At 60.4% G+C, this 11,927-nt stretch carries 12 protein-coding genes and 1 pseudogene; 5 read left to right on the forward strand and 8 right to left on the reverse strand.

Going from position 1 to position 11,927, the window contains the following annotated elements; translation table 11 throughout:
- Window positions 1–14 precede the first annotated feature (14 nt).
- Window positions 15–1,733: a Gldg family protein gene (locus GIW28_RS15820; protein ID WP_236447816.1), complete on the forward strand. Its 1,719-nt coding sequence runs from the start codon at window positions 15–17 to the stop codon at window positions 1,731–1,733.
- Window positions 1,734–1,740: 7 nt separating this feature from the next.
- On the opposite strand, the gene GIW28_RS15825 is transcribed toward GIW28_RS15820, so the two are convergent.
- From GIW28_RS15825 to GIW28_RS15835, 3 genes are all read right to left on the reverse strand, one after another.
- Window positions 1,741–2,049, reverse strand: a complete 309-nt coding sequence (locus GIW28_RS15825; protein ID WP_003172695.1) for a hypothetical protein — start codon at window positions 2,047–2,049, stop codon at window positions 1,741–1,743.
- Between the two features lie 260 nt (window positions 2,050–2,309).
- Window positions 2,310–2,744: a DoxX family protein gene (locus tag GIW28_RS15830; protein ID WP_017136132.1), complete on the reverse strand. Its 435-nt coding sequence runs from the start codon at window positions 2,742–2,744 to the stop codon at window positions 2,310–2,312.
- A 103-nt stretch (window positions 2,745–2,847) separates the two neighbouring features.
- Window positions 2,848–4,269, reverse strand: coding sequence for a transglycosylase SLT domain-containing protein (locus tag GIW28_RS15835; RefSeq protein WP_017136131.1), 1,422 nt, complete (start codon window positions 4,267–4,269; stop codon window positions 2,848–2,850).
- 236 nt (window positions 4,270–4,505) lie between these two features.
- Here GIW28_RS15835 and GIW28_RS15840 point away from each other — a divergent pair, with 236 nt between their 5' ends.
- From GIW28_RS15840 to GIW28_RS15850, 3 genes and pseudogenes are all read left to right on the forward strand, one after another.
- The gene (locus GIW28_RS15840) at window positions 4,506–5,327 is read left to right on the forward strand and encodes a TatD family hydrolase (protein ID WP_236448010.1); all 822 of its coding nucleotides are present in this window, start codon (window positions 4,506–4,508) and stop codon (window positions 5,325–5,327) included.
- 210 nt (window positions 5,328–5,537) lie between these two features.
- The gene (locus GIW28_RS15845) at window positions 5,538–7,019 is read left to right on the forward strand and encodes a methyl-accepting chemotaxis protein (RefSeq protein ID WP_236448011.1); all 1,482 of its coding nucleotides are present in this window, start codon (window positions 5,538–5,540) and stop codon (window positions 7,017–7,019) included.
- Between the two features lie 109 nt (window positions 7,020–7,128).
- Window positions 7,129–7,377: pseudogene (locus tag GIW28_RS15850) on the forward strand (terminase); the annotation flags it as partial.
- 6 nt (window positions 7,378–7,383) lie between these two features.
- On the opposite strand, the gene GIW28_RS15855 reads toward GIW28_RS15850, so the two are convergent.
- From GIW28_RS15855 to GIW28_RS15865, 3 genes are all read right to left on the reverse strand, one after another.
- The gene (locus GIW28_RS15855; protein WP_236448012.1) at window positions 7,384–8,181 is read right to left on the reverse strand and encodes an acyl-CoA thioesterase; all 798 of its coding nucleotides are present in this window, start codon (window positions 8,179–8,181) and stop codon (window positions 7,384–7,386) included.
- Window positions 8,182–8,271: 90 nt separating this feature from the next.
- On the reverse strand, window positions 8,272–9,033 hold the full coding sequence (locus tag GIW28_RS15860; RefSeq protein ID WP_099549084.1) for a CHAD domain-containing protein: 762 nt from the start codon (window positions 9,031–9,033) through the stop codon (window positions 8,272–8,274).
- A gap of 42 nt (window positions 9,034–9,075) precedes the next feature.
- The gene (locus GIW28_RS15865; RefSeq protein ID WP_010176194.1) at window positions 9,076–9,354 is read right to left on the reverse strand and encodes a hypothetical protein; all 279 of its coding nucleotides are present in this window, start codon (window positions 9,352–9,354) and stop codon (window positions 9,076–9,078) included.
- 237 nt (window positions 9,355–9,591) lie between these two features.
- Between GIW28_RS15865 and GIW28_RS15870 the strand changes: the two genes are divergently transcribed.
- On the forward strand, window positions 9,592–10,629 hold the full coding sequence (locus GIW28_RS15870) for a patatin-like phospholipase family protein (RefSeq protein ID WP_026013612.1): 1,038 nt from the start codon (window positions 9,592–9,594) through the stop codon (window positions 10,627–10,629).
- Window positions 10,630–10,751: 122 nt separating this feature from the next.
- On the opposite strand, the gene GIW28_RS15875 is transcribed toward GIW28_RS15870, so the two are convergent.
- Together GIW28_RS15875 and GIW28_RS15880 are read right to left on the reverse strand one after the other, a co-directional pair.
- Entirely contained in the window at window positions 10,752–11,441 is a 690-nt protein-coding gene (locus tag GIW28_RS15875; protein WP_017136125.1) for a response regulator, read from the reverse strand.
- Window positions 11,442–11,478: 37 nt separating this feature from the next.
- On the reverse strand, window positions 11,479–11,927 hold a 449-nt coding region (locus GIW28_RS15880), incomplete at its 5' end, for a sensor histidine kinase (protein WP_236490402.1).

An 11,927-nucleotide genomic window follows, 5' to 3' on the forward strand; every position in this document is an offset into this window, starting at 1 on the left:
AAGGAAAGCAAACGATGCGTTCTACTCTGAGTACGGGTATGACACTGGTGGTCATATTGCTGCTTTTCCTTGCATTCAATCTCGCGTGGGTCGGCAAACTACCGAATATCCGCTGGGACTTCTCACAGCAGAAAATCCACACGTTATCGCCCCCTGCGCGACAACTGCTTGCCTCTCTGGAACACCCACTGGATTTGTATTACTTCAACTCAAGTAATGACCCAAGAAGAAGCCAGGCAATAAACCGCTTCGGCGAACGAGTGGAAGATTTACTCAAAGAGTTCGAAAAAGCGTCAGCAACCATGATTAACCTACATGTTATAGATCCTACTCCTTATTCAGAGGATGCCTACAAGGCCGGCCTGTTCGGATTGGATGACAAGCAAGGCTTTCTTGGCCTCATCGGCACCCGCCCAGGCCAGCCCGCGCAACGTATCAATGTACTGCGCCTGGATGACGAGCCCTTGCTTGAGTACGAAATCAGCCATCTGATCCACCAACTGATGCACCCCGAGCCCCCCACCGTCGGCGTATTGACGGGGTTGGCATTGAACGCGTCCGGTGAACAGTTGCTGGCACAGATGCATCAGCATTTTGATCTGACAGGCCTGGCATCAAGCACTCCGACAGTGCCCGAATCGATCAAAACCCTGATGGTTGTGCACCCGCGCGCCCTGCCGGAACAAACCCTGTATGCAATTGACCAGTTTGTATTGAGGGGCGGCAAACTGATGCTCTTTATTGACCCGGTGAGCGAGGCCGAGACAGACGCCAAACCCGTCGACACAAGGCTGGACGGGCTACTGGCGGCTTGGGGCATACAGATGCCGGCGGACAAACTGCTGGTCGATCACGCATTTGGTTCAGGTGCGCCAGCAGTACTGCACCCGGCCAAGCTGAACCTGCCACGGCAAGCAATGGCGGCCAACGATGTGAGTGCCTGGAAACTGGATACAGTCATCGTATCAAGCAGCGGTGCGCTGTCGCGCGTGAGGAAAAGCCGCACCACACTCACGCCTCTGTTACAAAGCTCCAGGCGCTCCACCCTGCTGGACGCAGGCCGCTTTGCAGCAATGTCTGCAGACGACTTACTGGCTGAAGGGATACCGGCTGCCACGCAACCCAACGTGATCGCGGCGCGCCTCGAAGGCCCCGCCTACTCGGCCTTTCCAGACGGCATTGACGGGCAGCCTGCAGGCTTGCAAAAGGCCGCACAGATCGAGGTGGTGGTGGTCGCGGACACCGATTTACTGATGGACGCTGTGATCAACTCTGCGCCCAACAACAACGTGATGTTTATCTTGAACACCTTGGATAACCTTGCGGCTCCCGACGTGCTCGCAAGCATTCAACCCCGTGCAAGCAGCCAGTCCACCCACGCACTGGAGCAACTGCGCGAGGCGGCCGCACAGGCTTATGCACAAAAGGCCGGGGAACTGCAAAAACGGCTGGAGCAAACCGAGCAAGAATGGCAACGCCTGAACCCACCGAGTATTGGCTTCGGCACCCGTGCAGTGGACACCAATATCCAGTTGCAGGCGCTCAACAAGGAACGCCTGCGGCTGCCCATGGAGTTGCAGGCACTCAAGGTCCAGGCGTATGCATCGGTGCATCGAACAGAACGCAACCTCAAGCTGCTGATGATTGGCGCAGTACCGCTGCCGTTATGCCTGATCGCCTGTGCAGTGTTCCTCTACCACCGGCGTCGTCGATCGGCGGCTGTCGTTCACTGATCAGCCGTCAACGACGCGCAATCAGCCCTTGCCGGGCGATGCGCGTCAGTTGGCGGATCACCTCCTCGGCATCGCCCGCGCTGGGTGCCTGGATAACGGCAAGATCAAAGCTGTTGCTGGCAAAACGCGCCAGGGAGTCGCCATCTTCCACAAACTGGATCAGAAACGCTGAAGGGCGCCCGGTGCGGCGCGGCCATCCGTCGAGGTAACGCAGCAAGGTCGGCTGATGCTTGCCACCCAAGAGGATTTTGGGGTTGCGTTGAGTCAGGTCCGCGGTGATCGGAGCCAGGCGTATGAGGGGGCGTGGTGCATTCATCGTGTCGTGTCTCTGCCTCAAAAGTCTGCGGGCAGGTGAGAGGCAACACCGAACCAGCGCTTTAGCGGTATTTCGAAACCTGACTCTTGATGAGTGCATGCTTCTGTCGGGCTGCATTGAGTCCCAGTGGCGCCCCGCAATTAGCTGTTTAAATCGGCGCATGAGCAGCATCCTAGAGAAGCCGGTGGGGCGATGTCAAGAATCCCGAGCAATGAAAAAGCCCGCTCATGGCGGGCTTTTTCAGCAGGTAACGCGGGTCATCAGTGGGCGATGGCGCGGTCGACCGAAAGTTTGCCAGCACCTTCGAAGAGTACCGCCAACGCACCACCGAGCAAGGCCAAGGCGAACTCATAACCGTTGTTGGCCATGAACAAGCCGTTATGGATATGCACCGAGAAGATTGCCACCAGCGACAGGAAGGTCAGGCCCAAAGCCGCTGGGCGCGCCAGCAAGCCGATGATCAAGGCCAGACCGGCGAAGAACTCAGTACCGCCGGACAACACCGCCATCAGCGTGCCTGGGGTCAGGCCGAGGCTTTCCATGTATTGCGCAGTACCGGCCAAGCCGCCGCCGCCAAACCAGCCAAAGAGCTTTTGCGAACCGTGAGCGGCGAAAACGATGCCGACAAAAATTCGCAGGATGGTCAGGCCGTAACCGGCGCGAGTGGACAGAATACGAGTGATCAGTGGGCTCATGGAGAGAATCCTTTTCAAAGTAGGGGTTGGTTGGCCGCTATATTAATCGGATCAGACAATGATAAAAGCGCAAAAATCGCCTAATACTTATCGATAAAACCGATTATTTTCGTGAGGCAATTTTCGGCGCCGACGGCTCCAGGGATTCACGTTCCCGATCAAACGCCAAGTAATACTTGTTCACGCTATTAACATAGCTGACGCCGCCCATTCCCACCTGTTCCATGGCAATACGTTCGACCTGGAAGAACCACTGATTGGGGTTCAAGCCCCGCCGGCGAGCTTCTGCACGCATACCCTGGACCCGCTCCGGCCCCATGTTATAAGCCGCCAGCACAAAGGCCATGCGCTCGCGCTCGTTGAGTTTGGGGCTGGCGAAGAACTTGCGGCGGATCATCGCCAGGTAGCGCGCACCGGCCTGCACGTTGCTGTCCAGGCTCTCGATATTGTTCACCCCCACCCGCTGCGCCGCCGATGGCGTGATCTGCATCAGCCCGGTCGGCCCGCCGCTGTTGCGCGCGCCAGGGTCGAGTGCGGATTCCTTGAACGCCAGCGCGGCCAGGTTCAGCCAGTCCATGCCCTGCTCACGGGCGTGCTTTTGCAGCACCGGACGCAGTTTCTCCAGGCGCTGGCGGTCGGCGCGGGCCAGCGGGTTGCGCACTTGGTAGAGACGTCGATAGATCCGCTGGAACGCCACGTCCTGGTCGGACGGCGTGTGGTAAGTCTTGAGGAAGCGATCGATACTGGCCCGCAGCATCGAGGCATCCTGGCGCACAAACCAGTATTCGTCGCCCGGCTCGCTGATCACCACCTGCCGATCAAAACGCAGTTTGGGCAGGATTTTCGACCAGCGTTCGGCAATCGGTTTTTCAACGATGGTGAGGTGGAAGATCCCGGCCTGGACCATCTCCAACACATCCTCCACGGCCAGCGTCGGGTCAACCCACTCCACCTTTACCGGCGGGCGCTTGTGCAGCGCCAGTTGCTGGTTGACCTGATTGATCGCGTCCGCCGCCGCACTGCCGGTGGTCAACGCCAGGGTGCGCCCGGACAATTGCTCCAGCTTGGTAAACCGCCGCTCACCCTTCACGCCCACCAGCCATAGCGGCACACCACTGGCAATCGGGTCGCTGGTGCTGATTTTGTGCGCGGCCTTCACATCGAGTAATTCACCCGGCGCCACCAAGTCGCCTTCGCCACGGGCCAACGCGCCGAGCAATTGGTCCTTGGCCTTGGGAATAATCTTGAGATTGATTGCTTCTCCATCCCGGGCATGGCCGTTCAGGTATTGCTCGAAGGCTCGCAGACGATGGTATTCGACCCCGATGGCCTGGCCCTGGACCTCACCGGAACTGTTACGGCTCTGGTTGACCAGCACACGCAGGGTGCGGCTGGAACGGATCTGCGCCAAATCACGAACCTTGCCGGGCTTGGTCACTTCCAGCGGCCCGTCGAGACGTGCGACCGCCGCCATGGGCAGCAGTAACGTCAGGCACAACATAAGCAACGCCGAGGGTCGGATCATCCGCTCTCCGGAAAGAATACTGGCCAGCCATCTCGTGAAAGACGAGAAGCTGGAGGTCAGAAACAGAGCGCTTCAAGCGCTGGCAAGGCACGCAACGGTGGCGTCGGGGCAGGCGGCGGGCCAGCCACAATGTCACTTGCGACGTTCAAAGACAGCTATAACGCGTTGTAGTTCTTAGTTTTTCTTATAAATCTACAGCTCTGATATGCTTTCCGGCCGCAGGCGGAGCTAGCACCATGCAACTCATTGATATCGGCGTCAACCTGACCAACCCCAGTTTCGACGAGAGGCACCAGGCCGTTCTCGACCGTGCCTACGCCGCCGGCGTGCAACAATTGGTGCTCACCGGTACCAGCGTCGAAGGCAGCGAGCAAGCCCTGGAACTGTGCGTAAAACTCGATGACAGCGGCCAACGCCTGTTCAGCACCGCCGGCATCCACCCGCACTCGGCCAGTGACTGGAACGGCGACAGCGCCCAACGTTTGCGCGGGTTGCTCAACGAAAGCCGCGTGCTTGCGGTGGGCGAATGCGGGCTGGACTTCAACCGCGACTTTTCCCCGCGTCCGCAGCAGGAAAAAGTCCTTGAAGAGCACCTGGCACTGGCGGTTGAGCTGAAACTGCCGGTGTTTCTGCACGAACGTGACGCCAACCAGCGCCTGTTGGAGATCCTCAAGGATTACCGCGACCACCTCAGCGCCGCCGTGGTGCATTGTTTTACTGGCGAGCAACAGGCGCTGTTCAGCTACCTCGACCTCGACTTGCATATCGGCATCACCGGCTGGATCTGCGACGAGCGCCGTGGCACACACCTGCATCCGCTGGTCAAAGAAATTCCCCGTGGCCGCCTGATGCTGGAAAGCGATGCGCCGTACTTGCTACCGCGCACCCTGCGGCCGAAACCGAAAAATGGCCGCAATGAACCGGCTTATTTGCCCGAAGTGCTGCGTGAAGTGGCACTGCATCGCAATGAAACGCCGGAAGACCTGGCCGAGCACAGCACCGCCTGCTCCCGTGCGTTTTTTGGGCTGCCCTCGGTGGCAACGCAGGGTTCGACGTGAGCTCAGAAGCCATACCCGATTAAATGTGGGAGCTGGCTTGCCTGCGATGCAGGCACCTTGGTATGTCAGGTGTACCGAGTTGATGCCATCGCAGGCAAGCCAGCTCACACATGATGCGGCGCATTGACCCATGTCAAAAACGCTTTCCTGAGTAGCGGCACAATAATGGCACCTTGCCAATGCTGTTTCCGCTATCAGAGAAAACCTTCCATGGGTGCCTGGCTTAGCAATATCTCGCTGAAGTACAAATTCTGGGCCGTGAATGCGGTCGCTTTCATCACCACCTTACTGCTGGTGCTCTACGCCGTGCAGCTCGAGCAACAGGCCCGCAGCGATGCATCTCGGGCCTCGGCGCAGGCCCAGGCGCGATTACTCGGTGCCTGGCCGGCCAACACCCCATTACCCAAAGATGAACATTGGCTGACCTTTGCCCGCGGCCAAACCCCATCGTTGGCTGATCAGGATCTGTCCGCCTTGAGCACCGCCAGCGGTTGGGTCGAACTCAATCACATGCCCTTGCTCGGGGAAAACCCACTGATCGGTGCCGACGTCGTCACACGGGCCGATGGCCAACAGATCGCCGTGTTGGCCTATGGCCGCAGCCTCAGCCAGGTCTTCAGCGAACGCTTCGCCAACTACGCCGTGGCCGTGTTGATCCTCATGCTGGCGATGCTCGGTGCCTCGCAGTTGTTGATCCGCTTCCTGCTCAGCCAACTCAACACCCTCAAGGACGTAATGCTGCACGTGGAGAAGACCGGCGACCTGTCGGCCCGCGTGCCCCTGGCCTGCACGGACGAGGTGGGCCAGATGGCCAGCGCCTTCAACGCCATTCAGGCCGGCTATCAGCGCGTGGTCAGTACCGTGGCGCGCACCGCCCAGCAACTCGATGACGGCGCCGCGCGCCTGGCCAGCAGCATGAACGAGGTACAGCACGGCATGCTCGGCCAGCAAAGCGAAACCGATCAGGCGGCTACCGCCATCAATGAGATGACCGCCACCGTCTACCATATCGCTCAACATGCCGGCGCTACCCGCGACCTGTCCCAGACCGCCGACACCCTCGCCGGCAGCGGCCAGGAAGTGGTCACCCGGGTACAGCGCTCTATCGCCGGCCTGTCCACCGGCGTACAGCAGACGGCTGAAATGATCCAGAAACTCGCCGAAGACAGCCAGAAAATCAACGGTGTGGTCGGCGTGATCCACAGCATTGCCGAACAGACCAACCTGCTCGCCCTCAACGCCGCCATCGAAGCCGCCCGCGCCGGCGAAATGGGCCGTGGTTTTGCCGTGGTCGCCGACGAAGTACGCAACCTGGCCAAGCGCGTGCAAAGCTCCACCGATGAAATCACCCGCATGGTGTCGGCGCTGCAAGCCGGCACCCGCGACGCGGTGGACTTCATGCAGGAAAGCTCGTTCAAGGCCGACGACTGTGTGCAACAAGCCCAGGATGCCGGTGCCGCACTGGCCGAAATCACCAGTGCTGTGGCCCAGATGCGCGAAAGCAACACCCAGATTGCCGTGGCCGCCGAACAGCAGAGCCATGTGGCCGAAGAGATGAACCGCGCGGTGGTGAGCATTCGCGATGTGACCGAGAACACCGTGCAGCAGACGGTGGAGTCGGCCACCACCAGCAATCAGCTGGCGACCTTGGCCGGGGAGTTGAGCAAGGCGATCGGGCAATTGAAGCTATAAGCCAAACAAGGCTGGCTATGGCCTCCATAGCGAGCCTTGATTCGCCGTCCCAGGTGCCTGCGACCTAAACTTTGTCCATGTTGTTTCAACGGACAGAGGATTGATCATCATGGGCAAACGTCACCCCAACTTCCCCGCCTGGCAATGGCGCACTCAGCCACAGGCTCACCAGCACCCCACCAACCTGGGCCTGCAACTGATTGCCGTGCCTTTGCTGATCATTGGCTTTCTGTTGATGGTGTCTGGCGTATTCAGCTTCAGCCTGGCCAGTTTTGCCATCGGCGTCGTCGGCGTGTTGGCGGGCGTGGCGCTGCAACGCCACGGCCGCACGCTGGAAGCCCAGGGCAGCCAGCACTTCTGAGGCTCAGGCGAAGACCACCACGGTCTGGCGGCTGATGGCGATCAACTCGCCGCTCGGGCTCCACAGCGCGGCAGCGGCATGGCCGTAGCCGTCGCGGGCGTGCTCGATGTTGACGTAGTACTGGCACCAGTCAAGGGTGGTCAGGCTTTGCAGCGGCTGGATGAACTCGATGGTCCAGGTCAAGGTGCTGCCCGGCGCGGGCTTGGTCAGGTGCGGCAGCAAGGCCGGTGGCCAGGCGTCGACCAGAGCAAGAATATGCGACTCGGTCAGCGGCTCTTCCTTCACGTCCCCACGCAAACGCACCCAACCGCCCATGTCGCGGGATTTATTACCGGTAAACGGCAGGCCGCCGACACTCCAGCGCATCGCCAAATGACGCATGAATTCGGGGGTAACGCCCTTGATATAGGGCAGTTCCTGGCACTCATCCCAGTGTTTGAACACCGGCGGCGCTCCGCTCGACACATCAATTACCGACTCACGGGCCGCGCCAAAGCTGGCTTGTACCAAGGTCGCCACTTCGCCGTTCTGCACCACGCGGCCGAGCAACTGGCTGACCGCCTTGCCTTCGCGCAGCACTTCGACTTGATAACTGGCGGGCACATCCGGCGCTACCGGGCCGACAAAGGTGATGGCCAGCGAGCGCAAAGGCCGATCCGCCGGCACTTGGGCGCGCAAGGCTTCGTATTGCAAGGCAGCCACCAGGCCACCAAAGGTTGCGCGGCCCTGCGCCCACTCGGCAGGGATGCTCACTTCGAGCGGGTTGTTACGGGCGGCATCGAGCAAATCACAAAAGCGCATGGCAACCTCACATCCAGAAAACCGATGTCGGGATCTTAACCAGCAGGTTGAGCAGGCACAGCGCCTATTCCGGCCAAAAGCCGGACCGGTTTAGAAACAATCCGCGCTGAGCTTGTCCAGCACCCGATCCGCCTGGCCTTCAGCCTTGGCCATGGTGCGCTGCCAAACCGCAACACACGGCTGCAGGTCGGGTTGATGTTCAGCCTGGGCCAGCCATTGCCAGCAATCGTGCCAATCGCCCAGGGCGCCTTGCGCTTGCTTGAGGCGTTGCATCGCCTTGGCCGGCAGTTTGTCCAGTTCGGGGTAGGCTTCGGCCGCGTAGCGCACGCGCTTGATCAGCAGGCGCAGACGGTGGCGGTCATGATCCGGGTCTTTGAGGGCGTCATCGAGTTTCTGCGACTGCTTGGCCAGACGCTTCTCGATCCGCGGGCGCAGGCCTTTGAGCAGTCTCTGGTGTTGGGAGGCGCGGATAAACCGCGGGAAGGCATCCAGGATCAGCAGCAAATGCGCGAGTTCCGGGCTTTGCGCCACCTGGCGGTAAGCATCGGCCTGCAAACGCAGGCGCCGGTCGGCCGCCGCGTGATGGCCGTGCTGCTGCAAATACGCCGCCAGCACCTCACGGTCACGCAACGGCGTGGTCAATTGGCCGACCGTGCTGGCGGCCAATTCCAGCTGCTCGACACCCGGTAGCCCACGCAAGGGGCGCAACAAACTGCGTAGGCGCCGCACGGTGGTGCGCAGGTCATGCAAGGCTTCATCGTCGGTAACGGCGGCGAGGCGAGCCTGGCAGCTCAGTAACCCTACTTCCAGGCCAATGACCTGAGCGACTAACTGATCAACCAGCGCTGACATCCCTTCCCCCTTAACGATGAAACCCTAGTCGCCGCTTACCGATCAACGCCCGGCGCGGGACTCACGAATGTAGAAGCGCGCTTTCTCGGCCTTGTTGGAACAGCCTTCAAACGCTTCGAATTGCTGCTGGGTCTTGGCGCCGGTCAACAGCGACAAAGCCTTAGAGTAGCTCACGGTGCCGGCAAAGCCTTCGGCCTTGGCCAAATCCAACTCGTGCCAGGCCGCATCCAATTGCGTGCCACAGCTGTCGCGGTATGCGGTTTTGCCGGCACAACCGGCCAGGGCCAACACGATCACAGGCACACACATCCAGGCTTTCATCAATGACACCTCAAATATAGAAAAACAGTCGTAGGCTGTAGACGTTGCCTCCAAGGAAAAGTGCCTTGGGGGCCGCCTGAAATCAGAAGTGTCCATTCAAAAGTGCTTTCAGCAGTGCCTGCTCAGAAATGCCTACCGCCAGAGCATACCCGAGCGTAATGGCTATTCTGGAAAAATATTTTGATGCCCTCGGCCGGTAAGCGCATTGTGGGCCACTGTTTTGCGAAGGATCAGCTCATGAAAAAACGTGTTGCCTTGGTGCTCGGCTCCGGCGGCGCCCGCGGTTACGCCCACATCGGCGTGATCGAGGAAATCGAACGGCGCGGCTACGACATCGCCTGTATCGCCGGCTGCTCCATGGGCGCCGTGGTCGGCGGGATCTACGCCGCCGGCAAGCTCGACGAATACCGCAACTGGATCGAGAGCCTCGACTACCTGGACGTGCTGCGCCTGGTGGACGTGAGCTTTCGACTGGGGGCGATTCGTGGCGAAAAAGTCTTCGGGCAAATCCGCAAGATCGTCGGCGAGATCAATATCGAAGAACTGCGGATTCCCTACACCGCCGTGGCCACCGACCTGACCAACCAACAGGAAATCTGGTTCCAGGAAGGCTGCCTGCACCAGGCCATGCGCGCTTCGGCGGCGATTCCCAGCCTGTTCACGCCGGTGATGCAAGGCAACCGCATGCTGGTGGACGGCGGCCTGCTCAACCCGCTGCCGATCGTGCCGGTGGTGTCGAGCCATTGCGACTTGATCATCGCAGTCAACCTCAACGCCACCAACCAGAAGCACTACCACCTGCCAGTGATCCAGCGCCCGCCGGCGTTCAAGAGCCGCTTCAACAGCTTGGCCAAATCACTGGGTTCGCACCTGCCGTTTCGGCGCAAACAGGCCGAGCAACTGATGAAGCTGGAACAGGAAGCCTTGCAGTCCCAGGCCGCCGAAATCAACCCGTGGCTGGAGTCGGCCGAACCCGAGGCCCAACAACCTGCGGCCGCCCCGGAAAAACAAGGCGCACCGAAGTCCGCGACCGGCTCGTTTATTATCGATAACGTCGGGCCGGCGTCACTGCTGGACCTGATCAACCAGAGCTTCGAAGTGATGCAGACCTCGTTGGCGCAGTACAAGATTGCCGGTTACCCGCCGGACGTGCTGATCAACGTGCCGAAGCGGGTGTGCCGTTTTTTCGAGTTCTACAAGGCGCCGGAGTTGATCGCGTTGGGGCGCGAAATTGCCAGTGATACCTTGGATCGGTATGAGAGTGAGCAACATTGAGATAGGCGGCGTGGTTGATGGCCCTATCGCAGGCAAGCCAGCTCCCACCTTTGAATGTATTCACAAATCAAAAGGTGGGAGCTGGCTTGCCTGCGATGAGGCCCGTTCAGGCACTGCAACATTCAGGCATTCAACAACCGATACCCCACACCCGCCTCGGTCACGATAAACCGTGGCTGGGTCGGATCATCCGCCAACTTCTGACGCAGATGGCCCACCACAATGCGCAGGTAATGGCTGTCTTCAGTATGGGTCGGCCCCCAGATATCCTTGAGCAATTGCTGCTGGGTGATCACCCGCCCAGGATGCCGCGCCAGTTGCGCCAGCACCGCGTATTCCTTGCGGGTCAGGGCCACCTCGGCACCGTCCAGCAGCACCCGGCGATAGGCCAGGTCCACGGTCAACGGGCCGAAACTCAACGCCGCTTCCTGAGCTTCTCCCGCCGGCGCCTGGCGCAACAAGGCGCGCACACGGGCAAGAAATTCCTGGATGCCAAAGGGCTTGGTCACGTAGTCATTGGCGCCGCTGTCCAGGGCTTCGACTTTTTGCACTTCGCTGGCGCGCACCGACAGCACCAATACCGGCACCGTCGACCACTCACGAAACTCGCGCAACACTTGCTGGCCGTCCATGTCGGGCAGGCCAAGGTCGAGCACCAGCAAATCCGGTTTGCTCAATGCCGCTTGGGCCAGGCCCTCGTTGCCGGTGCCGGCCTCGATCACCTTGTAGCCCTGGGAGGCCAGGCTGATACGCAGGAATTTGCGGATCTGCGGTTCGTCATCAATGACTAAAATCGTCGCGGTCTGGCTCATGGTGTCCAATCAAAATCCGTGGAAAAAAGAGGGTAGCTCAAGGCTCGCGCTCCGGGCCAGGTTGCGTCGGTAACGGCAGGAACAAGCTGATGCAGGTGCCGCGCCCTTCTATACCATCCTCGACGCGGATATGCCCGCCGTGTGCGCCCACCATGCCCTGGCAGATCGCCAGGCCAAGGCCTGTGCCCTGCCCGCCGCGATCACCACGGGCGGCGGTGTAGAACATATCGAAAATCTTCGCACGCTCGTCCTCGGGGATCCCCGGCCCCTCGTCGGCCACGGCAAAAAACAGCTGCTCATCGGCCACGCCGGCACTCACCTGCAAACGGCCGTGGGGCGGTGAAAACCGCGCGGCGTTTTCCAGCACATTGACCAAGGCCTGCTCGATCAACGCGGCGTGCACATACAGCAACGGCAACTGCGCCGGCACGTCGGTGTGTACCTGCAACGGCGCCAGTACCGCGCGCAAGCGGCCCAGGGCGCTGC

Source organism: Pseudomonas sp. PA-5-4B, from assembly GCF_021606215.1.
Lineage (GTDB): Bacteria > Pseudomonadota > Gammaproteobacteria > Pseudomonadales > Pseudomonadaceae > Aquipseudomonas > Aquipseudomonas edaphica.

Excerpts from the sequence above, each read along its gene's own strand:
- GIW28_RS15835 (WP_017136131.1), bottom strand. The coding sequence starts at position 4,269 with ATGATCCGACCCTCGGCGTTGCTTATGTTGTGCCTGACGTTACTGCTG.
- GIW28_RS15860 (WP_099549084.1), bottom strand. The coding sequence starts at position 9,033 with ATGTCAGCGCTGGTTGATCAGTTAGTCGCTCAGGTCATTGGCCTGGAA.
- GIW28_RS15875 (WP_017136125.1), bottom strand. The coding sequence starts at position 11,441 with ATGAGCCAGACCGCGACGATTTTAGTCATTGATGACGAACCGCAGATC.
- GIW28_RS15840 (WP_236448010.1), top strand. The coding sequence starts at position 4,506 with ATGCAACTCATTGATATCGGCGTCAACCTGACCAACCCCAGTTTCGAC.
- GIW28_RS15855 (WP_236448012.1), bottom strand. The coding sequence starts at position 8,181 with ATGCGCTTTTGTGATTTGCTCGATGCCGCCCGTAACAACCCGCTCGAA.
- GIW28_RS15820 (WP_236447816.1), top strand. The coding sequence starts at position 15 with ATGCGTTCTACTCTGAGTACGGGTATGACACTGGTGGTCATATTGCTG.
- GIW28_RS15830 (WP_017136132.1), bottom strand. The coding sequence starts at position 2,744 with ATGAGCCCACTGATCACTCGTATTCTGTCCACTCGCGCCGGTTACGGC.
- GIW28_RS15845 (WP_236448011.1), top strand. The coding sequence starts at position 5,538 with ATGGGTGCCTGGCTTAGCAATATCTCGCTGAAGTACAAATTCTGGGCC.
- GIW28_RS15825 (WP_003172695.1), bottom strand. The coding sequence starts at position 2,049 with ATGAATGCACCACGCCCCCTCATACGCCTGGCTCCGATCACCGCGGAC.
- GIW28_RS15870 (WP_026013612.1), top strand. The coding sequence starts at position 9,592 with ATGAAAAAACGTGTTGCCTTGGTGCTCGGCTCCGGCGGCGCCCGCGGT.
- GIW28_RS15865 (WP_010176194.1), bottom strand. The coding sequence starts at position 9,354 with ATGAAAGCCTGGATGTGTGTGCCTGTGATCGTGTTGGCCCTGGCCGGT.